The organism is Pseudomonas sp. H3_E04 (assembly GCF_054668915.1).
Genome location: NZ_CP162797.1, coordinates 4,499,920 through 4,525,000, shown reverse-complemented (window position 1 = coordinate 4,525,000; position 25,081 = coordinate 4,499,920). Strand labels below are relative to the sequence as shown.

Below are 25,081 nucleotides of genomic sequence, written 5' to 3'. Positions count from 1 at the left end.
GACGATCTCACCGGTGATCGAAGCGCGCAGGCCGACCTTGCCGTGAATCGCCGGAGCGCTCAGACCTTTCCAGCCTTTCTCCAGAACGAAGCCACGGATATCGCCGGCATCATCCTTGGCCCAGACCACAAATACGTCAGCAATCGGGCTGTTGGTGATCCACATCTTCGCGCCGGTCAGGCTGTAGCCGCCATCGACCTTACGCGCCCGGCTAATCATCGCGCCCGGATCGGAACCGTGGTTCGGCTCGGTCAGACCAAAGCAACCGATCCATTCGCCGGAAGCCAGTTTCGGCAGATACTTCTGTTTCTGTGCTTCGGTACCGAATTCGTTGATCGGCACCATGACCAGTGAGGATTGCACGCTCATCATCGAGCGATAGCCAGAGTCGACGCGCTCGACTTCACGCGCGATCAAGCCATAACTGACGTAATTCAGACCGCTGCCACCGTATTGTTCTGGAATGGTCGCACCGAGCAGACCGACTTCGCCCATCTCGCGGAAGATCGCCGGGTCGGTTTTCTCATGACGGAACGCTTCGAGCACACGCGGCGCCAGACTCTGCTGAGCGAACTGTGCGGCGGTGTCGCGGATCATCCGCTCTTCCTCGGTGAGCTGTTGATCCAGCAGCAGGGGATCGATCCAGTTGAAACTAGCTTTACCGCCCATGAGTATGCCCTCGCAATCGGGTGAATTAACGTGGCATTGATCCTAGGCGCGGTTCGTCATCGCGGCAAACGAGGATTTCGCATTCTGCTGTGCTAATTTCTCACTCCGAAACGTCTTGAAATGCCATTTATGCGGCGAATTAGTGAGGTTGACGTACATGCGCAGGAAGATCCCCAGCACCGCCGCTCTGATCAGCTTCGAAGCTGCCGCCCGCCATGAGAGCTTTACCCGGGCCGCTGAAGAGCTTTCCCTCACCCAGGGCGCCATTTGCCGACAGATCGCCAGCCTCGAAGAGTTCCTCAGTGTGGAACTGTTCCGGCGCTCGCGGCGCGGAGTGAAGTTGACCGAGGCGGGCCTTTCCTACAGTCGTCGGGTGGCGACTCAGCTCGATGCGGTGGAGCGCGATACCCTCTCGGTGATGGGCCAGCAGGGCACCAACGTCATCGAGCTCGCCGTCGTCCCGACTTTCGGCACGCAATGGCTACTGCCCCGCCTCAAGGACTTCCAGCTCCAGCACCCGGAAGTGACCGTCAACCTGACCAACCGCACCCGGCCGTTCCTGTTTGCCGATACCGAATTCGATGGCGCGATCTACTTCGGCGATGCCGATTGGTCGGGTACCGAATCCCACAGATTGATGGGCGAAAATCCGATGCCGGTGTGCAGCCCCGCCCTACTCGGCGATCGCAAGCAGCTGACAGCGCAAGCCATCGCCGAGCTACCACTGCTGCAGCAGACCACCCGACCTTATGCCTGGCGCCAATGGTTCAACTCGCAGCAGTTGAATATCCCTCGCGACATGACAGGCCCACGCTACGAGCTATTCTCCATGCTTGCCCAAGCAGCCATGCACGACATGGGCGTCGCGCTGATTCCGCCGTTTCTGATTCAGCGTGAACTGGCCGAGAAACGCTTGGTGGTTGCAAACCCTCAAGCGCTGTCCAGCATCAAGGCCTACTACCTGATGATTCCGGAGCGAAAGGTCGAATCGGCATCGCTGAAAGCATTTCGTGACTGGCTGGTAAATCAGGCGCGGAGCTACAGCCTAGAAGAATAAAGGCCTCGGGCAATAACTAACCCCGTAGTCAGAAAATCCAAATCCCTACAGATATAACTATTTGTCGCTTTTGCGCAGACTGTATCCGAAAGTCGTACAGACGTCCCACAAGCTGCCAACCACGTGGCTTTGAGCCTCTAATGGCGACTCATTACTGCCTATTCACGCCACCGATGCGATTTTTTTTAGAATTCAGCCAGAATCCTTGCAGGGCACGGCTTGCAAGGGTTTCAACTGGCCATCTGCGACATTCGGTCACGGCATGACTTGTAGTTAATTTTCCGTCACCCGTCATAATCCCTTGAAGGGCATAAAGTTCGCCTGCAAAATGCCGCGCCCCGCCCTGATTCGGCGGGATCGTGCTGATCGGCCGCCCCAGCCGCACCATCCGTAGTGCATGGGTTTACTCAATAAGATCACGCAGGAGATTTGACGTGCACATTGGTGTTCCTCTCGAAACCCAGACCGGTGAAACACGGGTTGCTGCAACCCCGGAAACCATCAAGAAGCTGATCAGCCAAGGCCATAAGGTCACTGTACAAAGCGGTGCCGGCGTCAAAGCCAGTGTCGTGGACAGTGCCTATGAAGCAGCCGGCGCAAGCATTGGCAGCGCCAATGACGCGTTTGGTGCCGAGCTGATACTCAAAGTGGTCGCGCCAAGCGATGCCGAACTGACGCTGATCAAGCGCGGTACGGTGCTCGTGGGCATGCTCAACCCATTCAACAACGAGACCATCGCGAAGATGGCCGAATGCGGCATTACCGCGTTCGCCCTCGAAGCCGCGCCGCGCACCTCGCGGGCGCAGAGTCTTGATGTGTTGTCGTCGCAGGCGAACATCGCCGGCTACAAAGCGGTGCTGCTGGCCGCTCACTATTACCCACGCTTCATGCCGATGCTGATGACCGCTGCGGGCACCGTGAAAGCCGCGCGCGTGCTGATTCTCGGCGCGGGTGTGGCCGGTCTGCAGGCGATTGCCACGGCGAAACGTCTGGGTGCAGTGATTGAAGCGTCCGACGTGCGTCCAGCGGTGAAGGAACAGATCGAATCCCTCGGCGCCAAGTTCGTCGACGTGCCTTACGAGACCGACGAAGAGCGCGAATGCGCTGTTGGTGTCGGCGGTTACGCGCGGCCGATGCCGGCGAGCTGGATGCAGCGTCAGGCCCAGGCTGTGCACGAGCGCGCCAAGCAGGCCGATATCGTCATCACCACCGCGCTGATTCCGGGCCGCAAAGCGCCGACACTGCTCAGCGCCGAGACTGTGGCGCAGATGAAACCGGGCTCAGTGGTCATCGACCTCGCAGCCGCCCAAGGTGGCAACTGCCCGCTGACCATCGCTGATCAGGTCGTTGTGGAAAACGGTGTGACCATCGTCGGCCCGACCAACCTCGCTGGCGAAGTCGCTGCCGATGCTTCGGCGCTGTACGCACGCAACCTGCTGGACTTCCTTAAGCTGGTGTTCACCAAGGAAGGCCAGTTCGACGTCAACCTCGAAGACGACATCGTCGCCGCGTGCCTGATGTGCCGCGACGGCCAAGTCATCCGCAAAAACGCCTAAGCAGGGATTCAGACGATGGAAGAGCTTATCTCCCCCGGTATCTACAACCTGATCATCTTCGTGCTGGCGATTTATGTCGGTTACCACGTGGTCTGGAACGTTACGCCTGCGCTGCACACGCCGTTGATGGCAGTCACCAACGCGATCTCGGCGATCGTGATCGTCGGCGCCATGCTCGCCGCTGCGCTGACCGTCACGCCGCTGGGCAAGACCATGGGCACACTGGCTGTGGCACTGGCGGCGGTCAATGTGTTCGGTGGCTTCCTGGTCACCCGCCGCATGCTTGAGATGTTCAAGAAGAAAGCCCCGAAAGCAAAAGAAGAGGCGCCGAAGTAATGAGCATGAATCTCGTCACGACGCTCTACCTGATCGCGTCGATCTGCTTTATCCAGGCCCTCAAAGGCCTGTCGCACCCGACCACTTCGCGGCGCGGCAACCTGTTCGGCATGCTTGGCATGGCGCTGGCTATCATCACCACGGTCGGCCTCATCTATAAGTTGGGCGCTGAACTGGCCACGGCTGGCATCGGTTATGTGATCGTCGGCCTGCTGATCGGCGGCACCGCCGGGTCGATCATGGCCAAGCGCGTTGAAATGACCAAGATGCCGGAACTGGTGGCGTTCATGCACAGCATGATCGGCCTCGCGGCGGTATTCATTGCCATCGCAGCGGTAGTTGAGCCGCAGTCGTTGGGTATGGTTAAACAACTGGGCGATGCGATCCCGGCGGGCAACCGTCTGGAGCTGTTCCTCGGTGCGGCGATCGGTGCGATCACTTTCTCCGGTTCGGTGATTGCCTTTGGCAAGCTCTCGGGCAAATACAAGTTCCGCCTGTTCCAGGGCGCACCGGTACAGTTCGCCGGCCAGCACAAGCTCAATGCGGTTCTGGGTCTGGCTACGCTGGTTCTTGGCCTGACGTTCATGTTCACCGGTAACCTCACTGCGTTCGCGCTGATGCTGGCGCTGGCGTTCGTGATGGGCGTGTTGATCATCATCCCGATCGGCGGCGCCGACATGCCGGTGGTGGTGTCGATGCTCAACAGCTATTCCGGCTGGGCGGCGGCGGGGATCGGTTTCTCGCTGAACAACTCGATGCTGATCATTGCCGGCTCGCTGGTGGGTTCGAGCGGCGCGATTCTCTCGTACATCATGTGCAAGGCGATGAACCGTTCCTTCTTTAATGTGCTGCTCGGCGGTTTCGGCAATACGGCAGACGCAGGTCCTGCCGGTGCGCAGGAAGCCCGTCCGGTGAAATCCGGCTCGGCTGATGACGCAACCTTCCTGCTGACCAACGCCGACACCGTGATCATCGTGCCAGGTTACGGCCTCGCAGTGGCCCGTGCACAACACGCACTGAAGGAATTGACCGAGAAGCTGACCCATCGCGGCGTAACCGTGAAATACGCGATTCACCCGGTTGCCGGTCGCATGCCTGGGCACATGAACGTCCTGCTCGCCGAGGCCGAAGTGCCTTACGACCAGGTGTTCGAGATGGAAGACATCAACTCCGAATTCGGCCAGGCTGATGTGGTGCTGGTGCTCGGTGCGAACGACGTGGTCAACCCGGCCGCGAAGAACGATCCGAAGTCGCCGATTGCCGGCATGCCGATTCTCGAAGCGTTCAAGGCCAAGACCATCATCGTCAACAAGCGCTCGATGGCCAGCGGCTATGCAGGCCTGGACAATGAACTGTTCTATCTGGACAAGACCATGATGGTTTTCGGCGACGCGAAGAAAGTCATCGAAGATATGGTCAAAGCGGTCGAGTAATTCACCGTTGCAATAGCAAACGCCCCGACCTGTCGGGGCGTTTTCGTTTGCGCCACATGGTGGACAATTTGCCGCGTTGTTGCAGATCCGGTAACGGTGTTTTACTTAAAAGCCGCGAAATAGAGGCCTCGTTTGCGACCTTGGTAGCGGGACAGGCGCCGGCCAAATTCACTAGACTGCGCATCCTGCTACTCGTTGCCCGAGATAATAATCCATGTACCGTGACCGTATTCGCCTGCCTTCGTTGTTGGACAAAGTGATGAGCGCTGCCGACGCCGCTGCTCTGATTGAGGACGGTATGACCGTCGGCATGAGCGGTTTCACCCGTGCCGGCGAAGCCAAGGCCGTTCCCCACGCATTGGCCGAGCGGGCCAAGGTCACGCCGCTGAAGATCAGCCTGATGACCGGCGCCAGCCTGGGCAACGACCTCGACAAGCAACTCACCGAGGCCGGCGTGCTGTCGCGGCGCATGCCGTTTCAGGTCGACAGCACGTTGCGCAAGGCAATCAACGCCGGCGAAGTGATGTTCATCGACCAGCATCTCTCGGAAACGGTCGAGCAGTTACGCAACCAGCAGTTGAAACTGCCGGACATCGCCGTCATCGAGGCAGTCGCGATCACCGAACAAGGCCACATCGTGCCGACCACGTCGGTCGGCAACTCGGCCAGCTTCGCGATCTTCGCCAAACAAGTGATCGTCGAGATCAACCTGGCACACAACGCCAACCTCGAAGGCCTGCACGACATCTATATCCCCACGTACCGCCCGACGCGCACGCCAATCCCGCTGGTGAAAGTCGACGATCGCATCGGCAGCACGGCAATTCCGATTCCGCCGGAGAAGATCGTTGCGATTGTCATCACCCAACAGTCGGACTCGCCGTCCACGGTGTCGGTACCGGACGCCGACACCAACGCTATCGCCGAACACCTGATCACCTTCTTCAAGCAGGAAGTCGCGGCCGGGCGCATGACCAACAAACTCGGCCCGCTGCAGGCCGGGATTGGCAACATCGCCAACGCAGTGATGTGTGGCTTGATCGACTCGCCGTTCGAAGATCTGACCATGTACTCCGAAGTGCTCCAGGATTCGACTTTCGACCTGATCGATGCCGGCAAGCTGAGCTTTGCCTCGGGCAGCTCGATCACCCTGTCCGAGCGGCGCAACAGCGACGTGTTCGGCAACCTGGAGAAGTACAAGGACAAACTGATTCTGCGGCCGCAGGAGATCTCCAATCACCCGGAAGTGGTGCGGCGTCTGGGCATCATCGGCATCAATACCGCGCTGGAGTTTGATATCTACGGCAACGTCAACTCTACCCATGTCTGCGGCACGCGGATGATGAACGGCATCGGCGGCTCCGGCGACTTCGCGCGCAATGCGCATCTAGCGGTATTCGTGACCAAATCGATCGCCAAGGGTGGCGCGATCTCCAGCGTGGTGCCGATGGTCAGCCACGTCGACCATAGCGAGCATGACGTCGACATTCTGGTGACCGAGGTCGGGCTGGCCGATTTACGCGGCCTCGCGCCACGGGAGCGTGCTCGAGTGATCATCGACAACTGTGTGCACCCGGACTTCCGCCAGGCACTGAATGATTACTTCAGCGCTGCCTGTGCAATCGGCGGGCACACCCCGCATATTCTGCGCGAAGCCCTGAGCTGGCATATGAACCTGGAAGAAACCGGGCGCATGCTGGCGGTGTGATTCGCACAGATAACCACCGAGGCAAACACAGTTTTGCTTCGGTGGATGCCCGCGAGAAGCAGGATCACCAAAAACTGTACTGCTGTACCGGTCGTTTCCTACGGAAAATCCCTAGTCAACTCCCTAATACAAGCAGAAGTGCACCAACCGAGTGCAGACAGGTACAGTTTGCCCAATTTCGACCCGTACACCATCCATAAACAGTTAACTGCTCACTCACAATACAAATGAACTGTATCTAGAGAGACTAGGCAAACGAGAGGATCATGGGCACCAGTCAAACCACTACCTGATCCCGCCACAAGCGGAAGGATGTCAACCATGGAACGTACACTCAGTTCCGAACTGTTCTTCGAAGACAAAGCTGTAAACACCCAGGCTTCCCTGCCTCTGCGCGTTATTGCCAACCTGATGTTGTGGCAGCGCCGCATCTCCAGCCGCCATCAACTGGCTCGCCTGGACTCGCGTCTGCTGGCCGACGCCGGTATCAGCGAAGCACAACGCTACGAAGAGCTGAGCAAGCCGTTCTGGCGCTAAGCAGCGTCGCTGGCTCTGGTCGTCAGACCCACCGCCAGCAACCCGAATTGCACAAGCAGAACCCGTCGTGGGAAACCACGACGGGTTTTGTCGTTTTGGGGCGGCAAACGCTCTAAAACGCATAATTGATCGGCGGAAAGTACAATTTCACAAACCATAAAAATGACCAGTACAGTTATTCAGAAACGTTTGAGTATCAGTGGCCACCACTGGGCGAACCGTATCTGGCAGCCTAATATCCATGCAGAACGTGGCGAACGTTGCGCAACAGGCGTCTGACTCCTCAGATACCGAGCCACCTCTCACTACGGTTTATCCAAAGGAGTTACATCATGACCCGTCTTCGTCTGCTCAGTGCCGCCGCCCTGCTGGCCGTGGCTGCCAACGCCAGTGCTACCAGCTTCATCGTCACCACCGACTCGATCGTCGGCGCGCTGAAAGCCTCTTCTGACGCCACTTCCGATGTGACCTCCTCTTTCCGTGACGACAAGATCGTCCTCGCCGCCCGCGACGATGCCGCCAGCTTCGTGGCCAGCGAAGGCGATATCCGTGGGGTGAAACTGGAAAGCGCGCTCGATCACATCCGCCATCAGGCGCCACAACTCAATGCCACCGATGCCCAATTGGCTCAAGCCATTCTGACCCTCTGATCAATCGTGGCATCGCGGGACACGCCAGCCGTGTCCCGATGTTTCAATGCTGGCTCTGGCCCGGGCATTTGCGCTAGCCTTCAGGCTCGTTAACAGTTGTCGAGTCCCATGCGCTTTCTTCCAACTCTGCTCATCTCTTCTACTTTATTCGCTGCCTGCTGGGCGATGTCTGCCAACGCCTTCGACGCCTTCAATGCTTCGACTCAAGGCACGGTTGTCAGCGGTTACGCCACCAGCATGGTGTCTTCTGCGCCGTTCGACCGTAAACTGCTGCGCGCCGCCCATGATGACGCCGCAGCCTTCGTTGCCAGTGACGGTGAATGGCGAGGCGCACGGCTGGAATCCGCGCTGCATTACCTGCGCAAAACCCGGCCGAAACTTCATGCCAGCGACCTTGAACTGGCAGAGGCAATTCTCGTCCAATAGTTATCCTTTTCCTTCCGGAGTCGTTCCATGCGTAGCCCGCTGATTGCTGCCGCCCTTGGCCTGTTTGTGTTGGCCGATGTGGCCCAGGCGCACACCCTGGTAGCCACCAGTAACATCATCGTTCGTGCCTCCCAGCGCACCATCGATTTCACCTCCGATACCACCACGTCGATTCGCGATTCGAAAATCATCCGCGAAGCCCACGACGACGCCGCCAGCTTCGTCGCCAGCAACGGTGACATCCGTGGCGCGCATCTCGAAGCCGCCCTCAACACCTTGCGCACTCGCGTGCCGGAAGCGCGCGACGCCAGTGATCAGGTACTCGCCGAAGCCATCCTCGCACTGTGAGGTCCGTTGGCGCCTGGCTGCTGGCCGGGGCGTTGTTGCTGCTTGGCAACAGCGCCCACGCCGTCCTGCAATTGCGGCTCAAGACCGAGGGTCTGAACCCGGCTCAACAACAGGCCAGTCAGGCGCTGATCGATGAAGCCATAGCGAAACTGCCGCCGAGCTTCATCGCGCGGCTGGATCGGCGCATCGACGTCGGCTGGACCGACGACATGCCTGCCAACGCTTATGGACAAGCGACGCTGGTGTCCGAGCTCGATCTGAATCGCCAGCTGCTCGCCGGTCTCACCGATGGCAGCGCGGCAAAAGAGAAAACCAATCGCCCCCACGGCACCGTGCGGCAGGAACTGCTGGCCACGGTGCTGCACGAAATCACGCATATCTACGACCGTGCGCGTTTATGGCCAAGCGCCGAGCGCACGTTGATCCAACGCTGCACCCGACGCTTCAACAGTGCCGGGCTGATCGGTATTCCTGATGAGTGTCGCGGGCAGAACGGTCGCCGCTTCACCATCAGCGATGACCCGCGCCTGCTTGACCTGGCCGGGTGGCAGCAATATGTCGGCCGCCGTGGCGAGCGCGAACAACACAATCGCCAGATCGCGCGCAGTCCGGACCTCTACGAGATCTCCAGTCCCAAGGAATTTGTCGCGGTCAACATGGAGTACTTCCTCCTCGACCCGAGCTACGCCTGCCGCCGCCCGGCGCTGTATCGCTACTACAAGGAACATTTCGGCTGGGCGCCGGCAGCGCAGGACACCTGCAGCAAGAGCTTCGCCTTTCTCAATGCGGGCAATGATTTCGCCAAGCAGCCTCTGGGGCAAGTCGATCCGGAACGGGTCTACGCGGTCGATTACCTGCTGGCCGAGGCCAATCAGAACTGGGTCAGCCGCTGGGGCCACAGCATGCTGCGCCTGGTGATCTGCGCTCCCGGTCGCCCGCGCGGCCCGGATTGCCGCCTCGATCTCGATCAGCACCTGGTGCTGTCCTATCGCGCCTTCGTTGGCGATGTGCAGCTGTCGAGCTGGGACGGACTGGTCGGCAAATACCCGTCGCGGCTGTTCGTGCTGCCGCTGGCACAGGTGATCGACGAGTACACCAAGACCGAGCTGCGCAGCCTCGCCTCAGTGCCGCTGAACCTGTCTCGCGAGGAGATCGAGGGCGTGGTCGAACATGCTGCCGAGATGCACTGGAGCTACGACGGCAACTATTTCTTCCTGTCCAACAACTGCGCGGTAGAGGGTTTGAAACTGTTGCGCAGCGGCAGCAATAACAGCCAACTTGTCGGGCTCGACAGCATCATGCCCAACGGCTTGCTCGAAGTGCTCAAGGGCCGTGGTCTGGCCGACACCAGTGTGCTCGACGATCCGAAAGAAGCGCTGCGTCTGGGTTATCGCTTCGACTCGTTCCGTGATCGTTATCAGGCAATGTTCGATGTGCTTAAGAAGCAACTGCCGATCAAGCAGACCACTGTCGAAGACTGGCTGTCACTCAGCGCTGAACAACGCCGCGAATGGTTCGATCGCGCCGACCTGCGCACCAGTGCGGCGCTGTTGCTGCTCGAGCAGGCCAGTTTCCGCCGGCAGTTGTTGCTGGCGCAGGATGAGGTCAAGCAACGCTACCTCGGCGCCCGCGAGCTGGAGAACGGCGGCATGGACAAGGCCAACGCGACCTTGCAGGAAATCCTCGCCAACAGTGGTTTTCTCAGCCGCCCGGCGGAACTGCTCGACTCCAAAGGTTACGGACTGCCGCAGCCAAGCGAGTTTGGCCGACTGGAAGCGGAAAGCAGCCAACGGCAGAAGAAGCTGCTGGCGCTGTCCGGCGATCTCGATACCGAAGTGCGCAAGCTGCTCGAACCCAAGCGAGCGGCCGAGATTGCCGCCAGCGAGGCCAACGTCAAGCAGATTGGCGAGCATTTGCGCAAACTGCACAAGGCTTCGGGCGGACTGCAATTACCCTGAGCACAAAAAAAGGCTTCAGAACGCCTGTTCTGAAGCCTTTTTGTTTTCCCCTGTGGCTTTAGATGCGAGCCTTGCGCACGCCTTGGGACAGCGCCGAACACAAACTCAACACGCCATCGATGGCCTGTTCAGGCGTATCGGCACTGGCGATGTGATCGATCAACGCCGAGCCCACCACCACACCGTCAGCCAGACGCGCGATCGCCGCAGCCTGCTCCGGTGTACGGATACCGAAACCGATGCTGATCGGCAGGTCGGTATGCCGACGCAGACGTGCAACCGCCTCTTCCACATGCTCCAGAGTCGCTGCACCGGCACCGGTGACACCCGCGACGGACACGTAATAGACGAAACCGGAACTGCCGTTGAGCACGCGCGGCAGACGCGCGTCGTCGGTGGTCGGCGTGGTCAGGCGAATGAAATCCAGCCCGGCAGCCTGCGCCGGGTCACACAGCTCTTCGTTGTGCTCTGGTGGCATATCCACCACGATGAGGCCGTCAACGCCAGCCTCTTTGGCTTCGGCGATGAAACGCTCGACGCCGAATTTGTGGATCGGGTTGAAATAACCCATCAACACCAGTGGCGTGTCGCTGTTGCCTTCACGGAACTCGCGAACCATTTGCAGGGTTTTCGCCAGATTCTGTTTGGCGCCCAGGGCGCGAATGTTGGCCAACTGGATCGCCGGGCCATCGGCCATCGGATCGGTGAACGGCATGCCCAGCTCGATCACATCGGCACCTGCGGCCGGCAGGCCTTTGAGGATTGCCAGCGAAGTGTCGTAGTCAGGATCACCGGCAGTGACAAAGGTCACCAGCGCCGCACGATTTTGTTGCTTGAGGTCGGCAAAGCGGGTTTGCAGGCGGCTCATCAGTGTTTCTCCTGCTGCGACTGTTGCATATGGTGCATCACGGTTTGCATGTCCTTGTCACCACGGCCCGAGAGGTTGACCACCATCAGGTGATCCTTTGGCAGCTTCGGTGCGCGTTTGAACACTTCGGCCAGAGCGTGAGCGCTTTCCAGGGCAGGAATGATCCCTTCCAGACGGCAGCATTTGTGGAACGCTTCAAGCGCTTCGTCGTCGGTTACCGAGGTGTACTGGACGCGGCCGATGTCATGCAACCACGCGTGTTCAGGGCCGATGCCCGGATAATCGAGGCCGGCGGAAATCGAGTGGGCGTCGATGATCTGGCCGTCGTCGTCCTGCAGCAGGAAAGTCCGGTTACCGTGCAGCACGCCCGGCACCCCGCCGTTGAGGCTGGCCGCGTGCTTGCCGGTTTCGATGCCGTAACCGGCGGCTTCGACGCCGATGATCTCCACGCTCTTGTCGTCGAGGAACGGGTGGAACAGGCCCATGGCGTTGGAACCGCCACCGATGCACGCCACCAGGCTGTCCGGCAGACGACCTTCCTGAGCTTGCAGTTGATCGCGGGTTTCCTTGCCGATGACGGCCTGGAAGTCGCGAACCATTGCTGGATAAGGATGCGGGCCGGCCACGGTGCCGATCAGGTAGAAGGTGTTGTCGACGTTGGTCACCCAGTCACGCAGGGCCTCGTTCATCGCGTCTTTGAGGGTGCCGGTGCCGGCCACGACCGGGATGACTTCAGCGCCGAGCAGCTTCATGCGGAAGACGTTGGCCTGCTGACGTTCGATGTCGGTGGTGCCCATGTAGATCACGCAATCGAGACCGAAACGCGCAGCAACGGTGGCCGTGGCCACGCCGTGCATGCCGGCGCCGGTCTCGGCGATGATGCGCTTCTTGCCCATGCGCCGCGCCAGCAGGATCTGGCCGATGCAGTTGTTGATCTTGTGCGCGCCGGTGTGATTCAGCTCTTCACGCTTGAGGTAGATCTTGGCGCCGCCGCAGAATTCGGTCAGGCGTTCGGCGAAATACAGCGGGCTCGGACGTCCGACGTAGTCACGCTGGAAGTAGGCCAATTCTTCTTTGAAGGCCGGATCTTCCTTGGCCGCTTCGTATTCGCGGGCGAGGTCGAGGATCAACGGCATCAGGGTTTCCGCTACATAACGGCCACCGAACGCACCGAACAGGCCGTTGGCGTCAGGGCCGTTACGCAGATCAGAAGTGTGCGAAGTCTGGGTCATGGGGTCGCTCCAGGTGAATTCGGTCAGAAGACAATGACGACCACTCTACCCCTGACTTTCCAGGCTGAAAACCGATAAGATCGCCACAACCTGTCAGGAAAACTCACAGATACCATGAGCCATGACCTTCCCCCGCTGAATGCCTTGCGCGCCTTCGAGGCCACCGCTCGTTTGAACAGTGTCAGTCAGGCTGCCGAACAGCTGCACGTTACCCACGGGGCGGTCAGCCGCCAGCTCAAGGTGCTTGAAGACCATCTCGGTGTGAGCCTGTTCGTCAAGGACGGGCGCGGCTTGAAACTCACAGATGCCGGCGTGCGTCTGCGCGATGCCAGCGCCGAGGCGTTCGATCGGTTGCGCAGTGTTTGTGCGGAATTGACCCAAAGCACTGCCGATGCGCCGTTCGTGCTGGGGTGTTCCGGGAGCCTGCTGGCGCGCTGGTTTATTCCGCGCCTGGGGCGGCTGAACGCTGATCTGCCGGATTTGCGTCTGCACCTGTCTGCCGGTGAAGGCGATCTCGATCCCCGCCGCCCGGGGCTGGACGCGCTGTTGCTGTTCGCCGAGCCACCGTGGCCGGCCGATATGCAGGTCTACGAACTGGCGGCGGAACGCATCGGCCCGGTGATGAGCCCGTTGTTCAGCGGTTATCAGAAGCTGCACACCGCTGCGGCCGCAGATCTTTTTGACGAGCCCTTGCTGCACACCACCTCTCGCCCGCAAGCCTGGCCAAGCTGGGCGCAGCAAAACCACCTCGATCCCAAGGCGTTGAAGCTCGGGCAAGGTTTTGAGCATTTGTATTATTTGCTGGAGGCGGCTGTTGCAGGTCTCGGCGTGGCGATCGCGCCGGAGCCGCTGGTAACCGAAGATCTGAAGGCGGGTCGCCTGGTTGCGCCGTGGGGCTTCTGCGAAACCCCGGCGCAACTGGCGTTGTGGCTACCCAAGCGCGCCGCAGACGGACGCGCCCGGCAACTGGCGCAGTGGCTCAAGAACGAGCTGCGCCAGACCGATCACTCGCCGCGCTTGAACAGAAAGTAGGCGGCAAGCAGACCGATTGCACCGACAGCCACGCCGGCTGTGGTCCATGGGTGTTCCTGCGCGTAGTCACGAGTGGCAATGCCGGTCTCGCGGGTTTTCACTTTGACTTCTTCGTACGCGTCGCTGAGCAGATGACGGGAATGTTTCAGCGCACTTTCGGCGTTGCTTTTCAGCGCCTTGAGGGTCTTGCGCGACTCGTCTGAAGCATCGTCTTTCAAGCTTTCCAACGATTTGAGCAGACTCTCGATCTCGGCTTCCATGCTTTGCAACGAGGCTTTACGTAAAGAGGTGTTGGCCATGGTGGCTCTCCTGCATTGGTGATGAGTGGCGTGTGTTGGTTGGGACTTCACCACTTCGAGAAAGTGCAGAAATTCTGAACTTCGGCAGCGCAGAGGCGCCGAAATCAACGGTGCAATTGCCTGCTAGGCTCAATTTCACACGCCCTTCCAACCCAAGGAGAACGCCATGAGTGACCATCACACGTACAAGAAAGTCGAGCTGGTCGGTTCGTCCACCACCAGCATCGAAGACGCCATCAACAACGCGCTGGCCGAGGCCAACAAGACCCTGCGCAATCTGGAATGGTTCGAAGTGACCGAAACCCGTGGCCACATTGAAAACGGCCAGGTGGCGCACTTTCAGGTAACACTTAAAGTCGGCTTCAAGATTGCCGCCAGCTGAGTTTGAGCTAGTCTTCTGAACTTGCGCGCTGGCCGAGTGCCATAGGGAATGGCAAAGCGCTACAAGGTGAGCGCATCGGGTGGATGATCCGATGCCCGCCTCTTTCAATCCGACCAGGGAGTGCGACCGATGAAGAAGTTCATGTTGGCAGTAGGTTTGTTGAGCCTTGCGGGTGGTGCATTTGCAGCCGGCAAGCCATGTGAAGAGTTGAAAAGCGAAATCGCCGCGAAGCTCGACGCCAAAGGCGTTTCCGGTTATTCGCTGGAAGTTGTCGACAAGGGTGCGGCGGCTGATGGCGACGTCGTCGGCAGTTGCGAAGGCGGCAGCAAGGACATCGTCTACAAGCGCGGTTGATTGCGCCTGAAATACAAAAGCCGACGTCGATGCGTCGGCTTTTTTATGGGCGATGATTCCGAGTGTGGGAGATGCGCCACGCTGCGATCTTTGGATATTGATTTCAAATCACAATCCGAAGATCGCAGCCTCGTTGCACTCGACAGCTCCTACAGGGTTCGCGTTATCCCTTCATGACTTGGGCCAGCAGTTCGTAGGAATGGATGCGATCGGCGTGTTCGTAAAGATCACTGGTGAAAATCAGCTCGTCCGCCTGGGTCTGCTCAATGAGCACTTCAAGCCTGGCGCGGATCTTCTGCGGGCCGCCGACCATGGCGAGGCCGAGGAAATCGCCCACCGCTTCACGTTCATGGGGCAGCCACAGACCGTCCATGGTTTTCACCGGCAGACGCTGCACTAGGCTCTGGCCACGCATCAACGCAAGAATGCGCTGGTACACCGACGTCGCCAAGTAATCGGCTTGCTCATCGGTATCCGCTGCCACCAGCGGCACGCCGAGCATCACGTACGGCTTGTCGAGCACCGCCGACGGTTTGAAGTGGTTGCGGTAGATGCGGATCGCCTCGTGCATGAAGCGCGGCGCGAAGTGCGAGGCGAAGGCGTAAGGCAAGCCGCGCTCACCCGCCAATTGCGCACTGAACAGGCTTGAGCCGAGCAGCCAGATCGGCACGTTGGTGCCTGTGCCGGGCATGGCGATCACCCGTTGCTCCGGGGTGCGCGGGCCGAGGTAGCGCATCAGTTCGGCGACGTCTTCGGGAAAATCGTCAGCACTGCCAGAGCGCTCACGACGCAAGGCGCGGGCGGTCATCTGGTCAGAGCCGGGGGCGCGGCCCAGACCCAGGTCGATTCGCCCCGGATAAAGACTCTCGAGGGTGCCGAACTGCTCGGCAATCACCAGCGGCGCATGGTTGGGCAGCATCACCCCACCGGAACCGACACGGATCGTCGAAGTGCCACCAGCCAGATAGCCGAGCAAGACTGATGTAGCAGAACTGGCGATGCCGTCCATATTGTGATGCTCGGCGACCCAGAAGCGCGTGTAGCCAAACTTCTCGGCATGCTGCGCCAAGTCCAGCGAATTGCGCAGCGATTGCGCCGCGCTGCCGTTTTCGCGCACCGGCACCAGGTCGAGGGTGGAAAATTTAACGTCGGACAGTTTTTTCATGAACCTGCATCTCCGGGTGGGGAGGCAGGTTTTTCTTGCGAACGAAAACCTGCCAAATCCATAAGCGTGTTTTATGGAATGAGGGCATATACCCGAGATTCAATAGCAGCGACGAAATTTCCTACTAAAAAAGTCAACGATTCAGCCAGGCTGAACTTTGTTCCGCCGTCTATCCTCAGAAGCCTTGCTAGTAAAAACCGCGACGGCGCGGCGTTCCGCGCCACATTTGAGGAGGCAGACATGGCTATCGTGAAAAAGGCATCGGCGCATTGGGAAGGCGACCTGAAAACCGGTCTCGGCTCGATCTCCACCGAAACCGGCGTACTGCGCGAAGCGCCGTACGGCTTCAAGGCGCGCTTTGAAGGCGGCAAAGGCACCAACCCGGAAGAACTGATCGGCGCGGCCCACGCCGGGTGCTTCTCCATGGCGTTTTCGATGATTCTCGGCGACGCCGGCCTGAAGGCAGACAGCATCGACACCAACGCTGAAGTCACCCTCGATCAGGTTGAGGGCGGCTTCGCGATCACTGCTGTGAAGCTGATTCTCAAGGCGAAGATCCCGGGCGCAACTCAGCAGCAGTTTGAAGAGTTGAGCAACAAGGCCAAGGAGGGGTGCCCGGTTTCCAAGGTCCTAAATGCGAAGATCACCCTCGAGGCTTCGCTGGTCAGCTGATTCGGCGTTTGCCGGGCTGACGCTTTCGCGAGCAGGCTCGCTCCCACAAGGGATTTGTGCACGACGCAGATCCAGTGTGTGAGCGAGCCTGCTCGCGAAGGCGGCCTCGGATTCAACTCAGCAACCGGCAATCAATACAAGGTGTGAGCAAAGTCAGAACCCGCTCTGTAAAAATGTGGTCGAATAATCCACAGCAGCTTCAGCGCACGCCTGTGCGCGCTGCCTCAAGGAGCTTCATCGATGAAACGTATTGGCTTGGCGATCCTTTGCAGTGCACTGGCCACGTCCGCTTTCGCAGCCCCCAAGGACTGCGAAGAGCTCAGAAAGGAAATCGAGATCAAGATTCAGGCGAAGGCAATTCCCTCCTACACCCTGGAAATCATCACGGCAGAAGAGGCGAAGCAGCATGACTCGGCCATGATCGTCGGTTCTTGCGAGAACGGCACCAAACGGATCATCTACCAGAAAAACGACAGCTGAAGCGCTAGATGATGCAGTGGAACTCGCGGTCTTCAGCAACGATCTCGCGCTTGGCATTGTACAAACGCGCGCTCGGTGTGAACGCCAGCGAGCGGCCTTCCAGCAGATAACGCTGGCCGGCCTCGAAGTGGTCATAACGGATCGTCAGATAACACAAACGCTCGACCGGGCCGGTGAGCAGACTGCCACCGCCGCCAAACACTTCGAAGTCGAAACGCACCCGCAGCTCGTGGCTGCCGGGCGTCACCTGGAAGAACCGCCCGTCGTTCAAGCGCTGGTTGTCGAGACGCTCGGCCATCAGCAACTTGCCGCCGGGGCTTGGCGTAGAGAAGTCGACCCAAGCCATGTGCGGATCAACCGGTGGCAATGGCGTCTGGCATCCGGCGACGAGACCGACAACGAGCAACAGCAGCAAGGTGCGCATGATGGATATCCGCAGGTTTGAACAGCCAGCATAGCGCCGATCAACTGCTCTGACAGCCCGCCGGTGTGCCCTGACCGACAACCTTGCGCTGTTCGTCATAAAGCTTGGCCCAAGGCCGGAAGCCGATGCTGCCAGCCTGCAGCTGATAGCGCTGGCCGGCGTTGAAGTCCTTGAATTTCACGCTCAACTGGCAATCGCGCCACAGCGGTTCGGCAGTCGGGCCGATGTTTGTGGCTTCGACCGGAAATTGATAGCGCACCTTCAGCTCATGGCTGCCGGGCTGCACTTCGAAATAACGTTTGTCGACAGCCTGTGTGGCATCGACTTGTACGGCTTGCAGCGCCGTGTCGTGTTGGCGAGCGTCAAGATCGATCCAGGCTTGCGAAGGGTCGGGGTCGGGCATTCCGAATCCGGCACAACCGGCCAGCGTCAGCAGGCCTCCTGTCAGCATCAACATGCGCATAGCGGTGCTCCTTGAGGCGGGATAGTCTTGGGGCAGACTTTCCGGGGAATTTCTTATTTTGATCAGGCCGTCTTCAAGCCTTGGGTTACTTGATCGCGTTTTTCCGATTTTGTTTCCGGGTGTGTTGTTTTTGTTGCTCAACGGTTGCGCCAGCGTCAGCTACTACAGCCAGCTGGCCAGCGGACAATTGCAATTGCTGCGCGCGCGGGAACCGGTGGAGAAAGTCATTGCCGACCCGAACCGCGACGCCAGATTGCGCACGCATTTGGCTCAATCGCAGAAGGCTCGCACGTTCGCCAGCGAGCACCTGCATCTGCCGGACAACCAAAGCTATCGTCTCTACGCCGACATCGGCCGACCGTTCGTGGTGTGGAATGTGTTCGCCACCGCCGAATTTTCTCTCACGCCGCAGAATCACTGCTTCCCGATTGCCGGCTGCGTGGCCTATCGCGGCTACTACAGCCAGAGCGCCGCCCGTGGCGAAGCGGCGATTCAGCGATTGCAGGGCATGGACGTATCGATCGGCGGGGTCGAGGCGTACTCGACGCTTGGCTGGTTCAATGATCCGATCCTCAACTCGATGATGGGCTGGGGCGATGAACGACTGGCCACGCTGATATTTCATGAACTGGCGCACCAGCGCTTTTATGTAAAAGACGACACCGAGTTCAACGAGTCTTTCGCTACCTTCGTCGAGCAGGAAGGGACGCGGCAGTGGCGGGCGTTTCGCGGGCTTCCGGCGGAGTCAGGCGCGAAACTCAAGCAGCGTGACCAGTTCATCAAACTGGTACTCGACACGCGTTCACGACTGGAAAAGCTCTATGCGCAGCCGCTGTCCGCGGAGCAGATGCGAGAGCGCAAAGCGGCGGAATTCGAGCGCTTGCGCCGGGAGTATCGGGTCATGCGCGACGGTCAGTGGGCCGGAGACAAGCGCTATGACGCCTGGGTCAACGCGCCGCTGAACAATGCGCGGTTGTTGCCGTTCGGGCTGTATGACCAGTGGGTGCCGGCGTTTGCGGCGGTGTTCAGGCAAGTAGATGGGGATTGGCTGAGGTTTTATGCCGAGGTTGAGCGGTTGGGACGGTTGCCGGTTGATGAGCGTAAGGCGAGGCTAAAAGCGCTGGCCCAGTCCTAAGGAACTCGGGGGCATAACGGCCCTTTCGCGAGCAGGCTCGCTCCCACATTGGATCGCGGTGCCTCTGTGGGAGCGAGCCTGCTCGCGAAGGCTATTTCATCAGCTCTGCAAAAACGCCTGATGCAACGCATCCAGCGTCTCGAAGTGATACGCCGGCGCCTCCGCGTTCAACTCCTCGAAGCTGCCAAACCCATAGCCCACCGCCGCTGCATCGAGACCATTGCTGCGCGCGCCGATCAGGTCATGCTTGCGGTCACCGATCATCAGTGTCTGCGCCGGGTCCAGGCGTTCTTCCTCAAGCAGGTGCGCAATCAGCTCAACCTTGTTGGTCCGCGTGCCATCCAGTTCGCTGCCGTAGATCACTTTGAAGTGGCGGGCGAAGTCGAAGTGGCGGGCGATCTCGCGGGCAAACACCCACGGTTTGGAGGTGGCGATGTACAACTGCCGTCCCTGCCCGCTCAAAGTTTCCAGCAACGGCGTAACCCCGTCGAACACTCGGTTTTCGTAGAGGCCGGTGACCTTGAAGCGCTCGCGATAGAAATTCACCGCTTCCCAGGCCCTGGCCTCGTCGAAGTCGTAAAACTGCATGAACGCTTGCAACAACGGCGGGCCGATGAAGTGTTCCAGTTTGCTCAGGTCCGGTTCGTCGATGCCGAGATTGGCCAAGGCAAACTGGATGGAGCGAGTGATGCCCTCACGCGGATCGGTCAGGGTGCCATCGAGGTCGAACAGTACGGTCTGGTAATGCATGGAAATTCCTGAGCTGGTGTAGGGCAATTCAGAGCTGGTCGTAGCCTTCGGCCAGATGCAGGTCCTTGAGCTTGACGTAGTTCGCCGCGCTGTAAGTAAAGAAGGCGTTTTCCTTATCGGTCAGCGGGCGAACTTGCTTGACCGGGCTGCCGACATACAGAAAGCCGCTCTGCAGACGCTTGCCCGGCGGTACCAGACTGCCAGCGCCAATGATCACGTCGTCCTCGACCACCGCGCCATCCATGACAATGCTGCCCATGCCGATCAACACGCGATTGCCAACGGTGCAGCCGTGCAGCATGACCTTGTGGGCGATGGTCACGTCATCGCCGATCAGCAGTGGAAAACCGGCCGGGTTGAACGGGCCGGCGTGGGTGATGTGCAGCACGCAGCCGTCCTGCACGCTGGTGCGCGCCCCGATGCGGATGCGGTGCATGTCGCCACGGATCACCGTCAGCGGCCAGACCGAGCTGTCTGCGCCAATTTCGACGTCGCCGATCACCACCGCCGAACCGTCGACGAATGCGCCGTTGCTCAAGCGGGGGGTGTGATTCTGATATTTGCGAAGGGACACGATTAGTTCTCTCTCTGTCGCCGATAGCTGCGGTGAGTGTCGATTGTAATTAAGATGGGCGCATGTTTCTTCCAGCCAAGGTGCCAACCGTGAGCGTGAACAACCCTCTTTTGCAGTCCTACGACCTGCCGCCGTTCTCCACGATCCGTGCCGAACACGTCCTGCCCGCCATCGAAACCATCCTCGCGGACAACCGCGCCGCCATCGTCGAAATTCTCGAGACCCAGGGCAAGAACCCGACCTGGGCCGGTCTGGTGCTGGCGATGGACGAACTCAACGATCGTCTCGGTGCGGCATGGAGCCCGGTCAGCCATCTTAACGCCGTGTGCAACAGCGCTGAATTGCGTGAAGCCTACGAGTCGTGCCTGCCAGCGCTGAGCGCCTACTCCACCGAGATGGGCCAGAACCGCGAGCTGTTCCAGGCGTATGAAGCGTTGGCCAACAGTCCGGAAGCTGCCAATTTCGACGTCGCGCAAAAAACCATTCTGGAACATGCCCTGCGCGATTTCCGTCTGTCGGGTATCGATCTGCCGGAAGCCGAGCAGAAACGTTACGCCGAAGTGCAGAGCAAACTGTCCGAGCTGGGCAGCCGCTTCTCCAACCAATTGCTCGACGCTACGCAGGCCTGGACCAAGCACGTCACCGACGAAGCCGCCCTCGCCGGCCTGACCGATTCGGCCAAGGCGCAAATGGCTGCCGCCGCCCAGGCCAAAGGCCTCGACGGCTGGCTGATCACACTGGAATTTCCCAGCTATTACGCGGTGATGACCTACGCGCAAGACCGCGCGCTGCGTGAAGAAGTCTACGCCGCCTACTGCACCCGCGCCTCGGATCAAGGCCCGAATGCCGGTCAGAACGACAACGGCCCGGTGATGGAGGAGATCCTCGATCTACGTCAGGAACTGGCCCAACTGTTGGGCTTCGCCAGTTTTGCCGAGCTGAGCCTGGCGACGAAAATGGCCGAATCCAGCGATCAGGTGCTGAGCTTTCTGCGCGATCTGGCCCAGCGCAGCAAGCCTTTCGCCGCGCAGGATCTGCAACAGCTGCGCGCTTACGCCGCCGAACAGAGCTGCGCCGACCTGCAAAGCTGGGACAGCGGTTTCTACGGTGAAAAACTTCGCGAGCAGCGCTACAGCGTCGCTCAGGAAACCCTGCGTGCCTACTTCCCGATCGATAAAGTCCTGAGCGGTCTGTTCGCCATCGTCCAGCGTTTGTACGGCATCGAGATCGCCGAGCAGAAAGGCTTCGACACTTGGCATCCGGACGTACGCCTGTTCGATATCAAGGAAAACGGCCAGCACGTCGGCCGCTTCTTCTTCGACCTGTATGCCCGCGCCAACAAGCGTGGCGGCGCCTGGATGGACGGCGCCCGCGACCGTCGTCGCACCGTCGACGGTGTGTTGCAAAGCCCGGTGGCCAATCTGGTGTGCAACTTCACCCCGGCCGACAGCGGCAAACCGGCGCTGCTGACCCACGATGAAGTGACCACACTGTTCCACGAGTTCGGCCACGGCCTGCATCACCTGCTGACCCGCGTCGAACACGCTGGCGTATCCGGCATCAATGGCGTGGCTTGGGACGCGGTCGAGCTGCCGAGCCAGTTCATGGAAAACTGGTGCTGGGAGCCGGAAGGCCTGGCGCTGATCTCCGGCCACTACGAGACCGGTGAGCCACTGCCGCAGGACCTGCTGGAAAAAATGCTCGCGGCGAAGAACTTCCAGTCCGGCCTGATGATGGTGCGTCAGCTGGAGTTTTCGCTCTTCGACTTCGAACTGCACGCCACCCACGGCGATGGCCGCAGCGTGGCGCAAGTGCTCGAGGGCGTGCGTGACGAGGTGTCGGTGATGCGTCCTCCGGCTTACAACCGTTTCCCCAACAGCTTTGCGCACATCTTCGCTGGTGGTTACGCGGCGGGTTACTACAGCTACAAGTGGGCCGAAGTGTTGTCCGCCGATGCCTTCTCGAAATTCGAGGAAGACGGTGTGCTCAACGCTGACACCGGTCGGGCGTTCCGCGAAGCGATTCTGGCGCGCGGCGGCTCGCAGGCACCAATGGTGCTGTTCGTCGACTTCCGTGGCCGTGAGCCTTCGATCGATGCGCTGTTGCGCCACAGCGGCCTGAGTGAGGACGCGGCAGCATGAGCGACGGCCCTGTGATCACCAAGAAGCGCTTTATCGCCGGGGCGGTCTGCCCGGCGTGCAGCGAGCCGGACAAACTGATGATGTGGAACGAGGACGGCGTGCCACACCGCGAATGCGTGGCCTGCGGTTACTCCGACACCCTCAACGAGCAGGGCCTGTCGGTGCCCAAAGAGCTTGGCACGCGGGTGAACACCAGCGCGCTGAAGCCTGCCGCCGATAAAAAGGTTCAGGCCGTGCAGTTCTTCCCCAACCCCAAGTTGAAGAAAAAGCCCGACGAGCAGCAGTGACAATTACCGCCGCCTGCCGATGACCGTCGGCAGGCGGCGGTAACTATCTACCACCGCGCCCCTGCGCTTCCTGATTAGGCTGGCCAATCCAGCCCTCTCTCATGGAAGACGCCATGCCTGACACCAATCCCCTCCTGCAACACTGGCAGCTGCCGCCCTGGTCGGCAGTACGCGCCGAGCATTTGCTGCCGGCGGTCGAGCACATCGTTGCCGACAACCTGCTGATTATCGACAACGTCATCGCCACTCAGGTCGATCATCCCAATTGGGACGACGTGGTGATTGCCATTGATGAAGCCGACGCGCGCCTGGCGGAAACCATGGCGATCATCGAGTTCCTGACAGTGATCCACTCCGACGATGCCGACTGGTTATTGCAGAGCGCACTGAGCGGCAATACCGCAGAACGCTTCAGCGCAACGAGGAGCAGTCATCGGGCGTTGCTCCAAACCTATCAGCGGCTGGCAAAGAGCTCGATTGCCCCGAGTTTCAATGATTCACGCAAAACCGCGCTGGCGAAGATCCTGCGCAGATTTCGTCTGGCCGGCACTGAGTTGCCGGCAGCGCAGCGAACACAGCTGGCACAGTTGAACGAGGACATCGACCTGCAGGAAAAGCGCTTCCTGGCCAACCTCGCCGCAGCCAACTCCGCCTGGTACAAGCACATCGATGATCAGACCGTGCTGGAAGGGCTGACACCCGATGTGCAAGCGCATCTGGCTGCCAACGCTAAACAGGCTGGGCTGTCCGGCTGGCGACTTACGCTGAATCAGCACACTTTCGAACAGATCATGACCCGCGCACAAAACCGCGCATTGCGCGAGGAGTACTTCAAGGCTTACTACACCCGTGCCTCGGATCAGGGGCCCACGGCCGGGCGCTTCGACAATGAGCCAGTACTGGCCAGGCTGTTGATCGCTCGCCATGCGAAGGCGAAGTTACTGGGTTTCGACGATTTCGCCCAATTGCGCCTGCACAACCGCATGGCCACGCATACCGATCAGGTCAGCCGTTTCCTGCATCGGCAGATCGCGCTCAATGCCGCGCAACTGGCGCGCGACACCGCAGAGCTGCAAGTCTTCGCTCGCCAGCGGGGCATCGAGCAGCTGCAGGCGTGGGATCAGGACTTCCTCGCGGAACAGTTGCGCCTGCAGCAACTGGACGAGGCGCTGAGTGACCTGCGCCAGTATTTTCCGCTCAATGCCACTCTGCGCAGCCTGTGCCGGTTCGGCGAGCATCTGTTTGGCATCACCATTGTGGAGGACCCGCAGGGCGAACGCTTCGATGACCAGGTTCGACTATTCGAGGTCAGTGAGCATGGACAGCCGATCGGCTTTATCTACATCGACCCATTCCATCGTGAAACCGGCAGCGATTACGCCTGGACCGGTGTGCTGCGCAATCGACGCATCACTGCCGAAGGCCGGCCGGTACTGCCGATAGCCTCGCTGCAAAGTAATTTCACCGCTGCCGCTGCCGGCCATCCTGATCTGCTTTCTCACCAGGATCTGCGCGTACTTCTGCATGAGTTCGGGCATTGTCTGCATCACGTGCTGACGCGCTCGCCCCATTACAACCTGTCAGGCATATCGCAACTGAGCCGCGACGCGGCCGAATTTACCGGTCAACTTTTCGAACACTGGGCGCGGTCAGGGGAATTTTTGCGCTGGCTGGGCACGCATCACGAAACCGGCGAGCGTCTTGGCGAAGAGCAGATCAACCGTGCACTGGTTGCTCTCGGCGCTCAGCGCAGTCGAGACACGGCAATGCTGCTGATGAGCGCGCTGCTGGATTTCGAGCTGCACCGCAGTCAGGGCGACGGGCGCAGCGTTCAGCAGGTATTCGATGAGGTTCAAGGCGTGTTCCCGCACTTGCAGTTGCCAGCAGAATGCCGCTTTGCCAACAGCTGCGACTATCTGGCGACCGGTTACGAAGCTTCGCTGTACGCATACAAGTGGTCAGGCGTGCTGGCGAGCGAAGCATTCAAACGCTTCGAACGAGAAGGCGTATTCAATGAGAAAACCGGCCGCGACCTGCGCGAAACACTGCTTTCGGGTGACAAGAAGTCGCTGCCCGAAGCGCTGCAAGCCTTTCTCGGCCAGCCGATCAACCCTGAGCTCTTCGCCGGGCTGCCAGACTGAGCGG

Annotated in this window: 28 protein-coding genes (1 of these 28 cut by a window edge); 19 read left to right on the top strand and 9 right to left on the bottom strand. The window is 59.9% G+C overall.

What is annotated here, in order from left to right; all coding sequences use genetic code 11:
* Positions 1–669 carry the 5' portion of an acyl-CoA dehydrogenase gene (locus tag AB4N53_RS20535; RefSeq protein WP_024015035.1) on the bottom strand. 513 nt of this gene lie to the left of the window's left edge, so the window shows 669 of its 1,182 coding nt (coding positions 1–669); the start codon lies at positions 667–669; its stop codon lies beyond the left edge, outside the window.
* A 157-nt stretch (positions 670–826) separates the two neighbouring features.
* On the opposite strand from AB4N53_RS20535, the gene AB4N53_RS20530 reads away from it, so the two are divergent.
* The 10 genes from AB4N53_RS20530 to AB4N53_RS20485 all read left to right on the top strand — a co-directional run bounded on the left by AB4N53_RS20530 (position 827) and on the right by AB4N53_RS20485 (position 10,678).
* A complete protein-coding gene (locus tag AB4N53_RS20530) occupies positions 827–1,726 on the top strand; it encodes a LysR family transcriptional regulator (RefSeq protein WP_460122687.1) in 900 nt (299 codons plus the stop codon).
* 434 nt (positions 1,727–2,160) lie between these two features.
* The gene (locus tag AB4N53_RS20525; protein ID WP_434767301.1) at positions 2,161–3,282 is read left to right on the top strand and encodes a Re/Si-specific NAD(P)(+) transhydrogenase subunit alpha; all 1,122 of its coding nucleotides are present in this window, start codon (positions 2,161–2,163) and stop codon (positions 3,280–3,282) included.
* A gap of 15 nt (positions 3,283–3,297) precedes the next feature.
* Positions 3,298–3,618: an NAD(P) transhydrogenase subunit alpha part 2 gene (locus AB4N53_RS20520; protein WP_003220416.1), complete on the top strand. Its 321-nt coding sequence runs from the start codon at positions 3,298–3,300 to the stop codon at positions 3,616–3,618.
* A complete protein-coding gene (locus AB4N53_RS20515; RefSeq protein WP_460122684.1) occupies positions 3,618–5,051 on the top strand; it encodes an NAD(P)(+) transhydrogenase (Re/Si-specific) subunit beta in 1,434 nt (477 codons plus the stop codon). Before AB4N53_RS20520 ends, AB4N53_RS20515 begins: the two co-directional genes overlap by 1 nt.
* Before the next feature lie 214 nt (positions 5,052–5,265).
* Positions 5,266–6,759 (top strand): acetyl-CoA hydrolase/transferase family protein, encoded by a 1,494-nt coding sequence (locus AB4N53_RS20510; protein ID WP_460122682.1) that lies wholly within the window; start codon positions 5,266–5,268, stop codon positions 6,757–6,759.
* Positions 6,760–7,080: 321 nt separating this feature from the next.
* Complete coding sequence (locus AB4N53_RS20505; protein WP_007911656.1) at positions 7,081–7,296, top strand: DUF1127 domain-containing protein; 216 nt, start codon at positions 7,081–7,083, stop codon at positions 7,294–7,296.
* A 332-nt stretch (positions 7,297–7,628) separates the two neighbouring features.
* Positions 7,629–7,946: a DUF2388 domain-containing protein gene (locus tag AB4N53_RS20500; protein WP_042608980.1), complete on the top strand. Its 318-nt coding sequence runs from the start codon at positions 7,629–7,631 to the stop codon at positions 7,944–7,946.
* Between the two features lie 108 nt (positions 7,947–8,054).
* On the top strand, positions 8,055–8,372 hold the full coding sequence (locus AB4N53_RS20495; protein ID WP_460122680.1) for a DUF2388 domain-containing protein: 318 nt from the start codon (positions 8,055–8,057) through the stop codon (positions 8,370–8,372).
* 27 nt (positions 8,373–8,399) lie between these two features.
* A complete protein-coding gene (locus AB4N53_RS20490) occupies positions 8,400–8,720 on the top strand; it encodes a DUF2388 domain-containing protein (RefSeq protein ID WP_039757071.1) in 321 nt (106 codons plus the stop codon).
* Positions 8,717–10,678 (top strand): DUF7844 domain-containing protein, encoded by a 1,962-nt coding sequence (locus tag AB4N53_RS20485; protein ID WP_460122677.1) that lies wholly within the window; start codon positions 8,717–8,719, stop codon positions 10,676–10,678. Before AB4N53_RS20490 ends, AB4N53_RS20485 begins: the two co-directional genes overlap by 4 nt.
* Before the next feature lie 58 nt (positions 10,679–10,736).
* On the opposite strand, the gene trpA is transcribed toward AB4N53_RS20485, so the two are convergent.
* Both trpA and trpB read right to left on the bottom strand, forming a co-directional pair.
* Entirely contained in the window at positions 10,737–11,546 is an 810-nt protein-coding gene (gene trpA, locus AB4N53_RS20480; RefSeq protein WP_460122675.1) for a tryptophan synthase subunit alpha, read from the bottom strand.
* The gene (trpB, locus tag AB4N53_RS20475; RefSeq protein WP_039757076.1) at positions 11,546–12,778 is read right to left on the bottom strand and encodes a tryptophan synthase subunit beta; all 1,233 of its coding nucleotides are present in this window, start codon (positions 12,776–12,778) and stop codon (positions 11,546–11,548) included. The genes trpA and trpB overlap by 1 nt, the downstream gene beginning before the upstream one ends.
* Positions 12,779–12,892: 114 nt before the next feature.
* Here trpB and AB4N53_RS20470 point away from each other — a divergent pair, with 114 nt between their 5' ends.
* Entirely contained in the window at positions 12,893–13,810 is a 918-nt protein-coding gene (locus tag AB4N53_RS20470; protein ID WP_460122672.1) for a LysR family transcriptional regulator, read from the top strand.
* Here AB4N53_RS20470 and AB4N53_RS20465 read toward each other — a convergent pair.
* Positions 13,783–14,109, bottom strand: coding sequence for an ElaB/YgaM/YqjD family protein (locus AB4N53_RS20465; RefSeq protein WP_039757078.1), 327 nt, complete (start codon positions 14,107–14,109; stop codon positions 13,783–13,785). The two genes, AB4N53_RS20470 and AB4N53_RS20465, sit on opposite strands and share 28 nt — an antisense overlap.
* 166 nt (positions 14,110–14,275) lie before the next feature.
* Between AB4N53_RS20465 and AB4N53_RS20460 the strand changes: the two genes are divergently transcribed.
* Together AB4N53_RS20460 and AB4N53_RS20455 are read left to right on the top strand one after the other, a co-directional pair.
* A complete protein-coding gene (locus AB4N53_RS20460) occupies positions 14,276–14,491 on the top strand; it encodes a dodecin (protein ID WP_016772305.1) in 216 nt (71 codons plus the stop codon).
* A gap of 129 nt (positions 14,492–14,620) precedes the next feature.
* A complete protein-coding gene (locus tag AB4N53_RS20455) occupies positions 14,621–14,845 on the top strand; it encodes a DUF1161 domain-containing protein (protein ID WP_071173980.1) in 225 nt (74 codons plus the stop codon).
* A gap of 163 nt (positions 14,846–15,008) precedes the next feature.
* Here AB4N53_RS20455 and AB4N53_RS20450 read toward each other — a convergent pair whose 3' ends face one another.
* Positions 15,009–16,010 (bottom strand): LLM class flavin-dependent oxidoreductase, encoded by a 1,002-nt coding sequence (locus tag AB4N53_RS20450; protein WP_460122670.1) that lies wholly within the window; start codon positions 16,008–16,010, stop codon positions 15,009–15,011.
* A 240-nt stretch (positions 16,011–16,250) separates the two neighbouring features.
* Here AB4N53_RS20450 and AB4N53_RS20445 point away from each other — a divergent pair, with 240 nt between their 5' ends.
* The gene (locus AB4N53_RS20445) at positions 16,251–16,682 is read left to right on the top strand and encodes an OsmC family protein (protein WP_101159624.1); all 432 of its coding nucleotides are present in this window, start codon (positions 16,251–16,253) and stop codon (positions 16,680–16,682) included.
* 240 nt (positions 16,683–16,922) lie between these two features.
* Complete coding sequence (locus tag AB4N53_RS20440; protein WP_125917048.1) at positions 16,923–17,162, top strand: DUF1161 domain-containing protein; 240 nt, start codon at positions 16,923–16,925, stop codon at positions 17,160–17,162.
* Positions 17,163–17,166: 4 nt separating this feature from the next.
* Here AB4N53_RS20440 and AB4N53_RS20435 read toward each other — a convergent pair whose 3' ends face one another.
* Complete coding sequence (locus tag AB4N53_RS20435) at positions 17,167–17,586, bottom strand: PA0061/PA0062 family lipoprotein (protein WP_125917046.1); 420 nt, start codon at positions 17,584–17,586, stop codon at positions 17,167–17,169.
* A 40-nt stretch (positions 17,587–17,626) separates the two neighbouring features.
* Positions 17,627–18,049, bottom strand: coding sequence for a PA0061/PA0062 family lipoprotein (locus AB4N53_RS20430; protein ID WP_016772311.1), 423 nt, complete (start codon positions 18,047–18,049; stop codon positions 17,627–17,629).
* A gap of 58 nt (positions 18,050–18,107) precedes the next feature.
* Here AB4N53_RS20430 and AB4N53_RS20425 point away from each other — a divergent pair, with 58 nt between their 5' ends.
* Positions 18,108–19,184: an aminopeptidase gene (locus tag AB4N53_RS20425; protein WP_460122666.1), complete on the top strand. Its 1,077-nt coding sequence runs from the start codon at positions 18,108–18,110 to the stop codon at positions 19,182–19,184.
* A 99-nt stretch (positions 19,185–19,283) separates the two neighbouring features.
* Here AB4N53_RS20425 and AB4N53_RS20420 read toward each other — a convergent pair whose 3' ends face one another.
* Together AB4N53_RS20420 and AB4N53_RS20415 are read right to left on the bottom strand one after the other, a co-directional pair.
* Positions 19,284–19,934: an HAD family hydrolase gene (locus AB4N53_RS20420; RefSeq protein ID WP_460122664.1), complete on the bottom strand. Its 651-nt coding sequence runs from the start codon at positions 19,932–19,934 to the stop codon at positions 19,284–19,286.
* Positions 19,935–19,962: 28 nt separating this feature from the next.
* Positions 19,963–20,508, bottom strand: a complete 546-nt coding sequence (locus AB4N53_RS20415; protein WP_460122662.1) for a gamma carbonic anhydrase family protein — start codon at positions 20,506–20,508, stop codon at positions 19,963–19,965.
* Positions 20,509–20,597: 89 nt separating this feature from the next.
* Here AB4N53_RS20415 and prlC point away from each other — a divergent pair, with 89 nt between their 5' ends.
* The 3 genes from prlC to AB4N53_RS20400 all read left to right on the top strand — a co-directional run bounded on the left by prlC (position 20,598) and on the right by AB4N53_RS20400 (position 25,077).
* On the top strand, positions 20,598–22,649 hold the full coding sequence (gene prlC / locus AB4N53_RS20410) for an oligopeptidase A (RefSeq protein ID WP_460122659.1): 2,052 nt from the start codon (positions 20,598–20,600) through the stop codon (positions 22,647–22,649).
* The gene (locus tag AB4N53_RS20405) at positions 22,646–22,936 is read left to right on the top strand and encodes a YheV family putative zinc ribbon protein (RefSeq protein ID WP_016772316.1); all 291 of its coding nucleotides are present in this window, start codon (positions 22,646–22,648) and stop codon (positions 22,934–22,936) included. Before prlC ends, AB4N53_RS20405 begins: the two co-directional genes overlap by 4 nt.
* A gap of 113 nt (positions 22,937–23,049) precedes the next feature.
* Entirely contained in the window at positions 23,050–25,077 is a 2,028-nt protein-coding gene (locus AB4N53_RS20400; protein WP_460122657.1) for a M3 family metallopeptidase, read from the top strand.
* Positions 25,078–25,081: the final 4 nt, after the last annotated feature.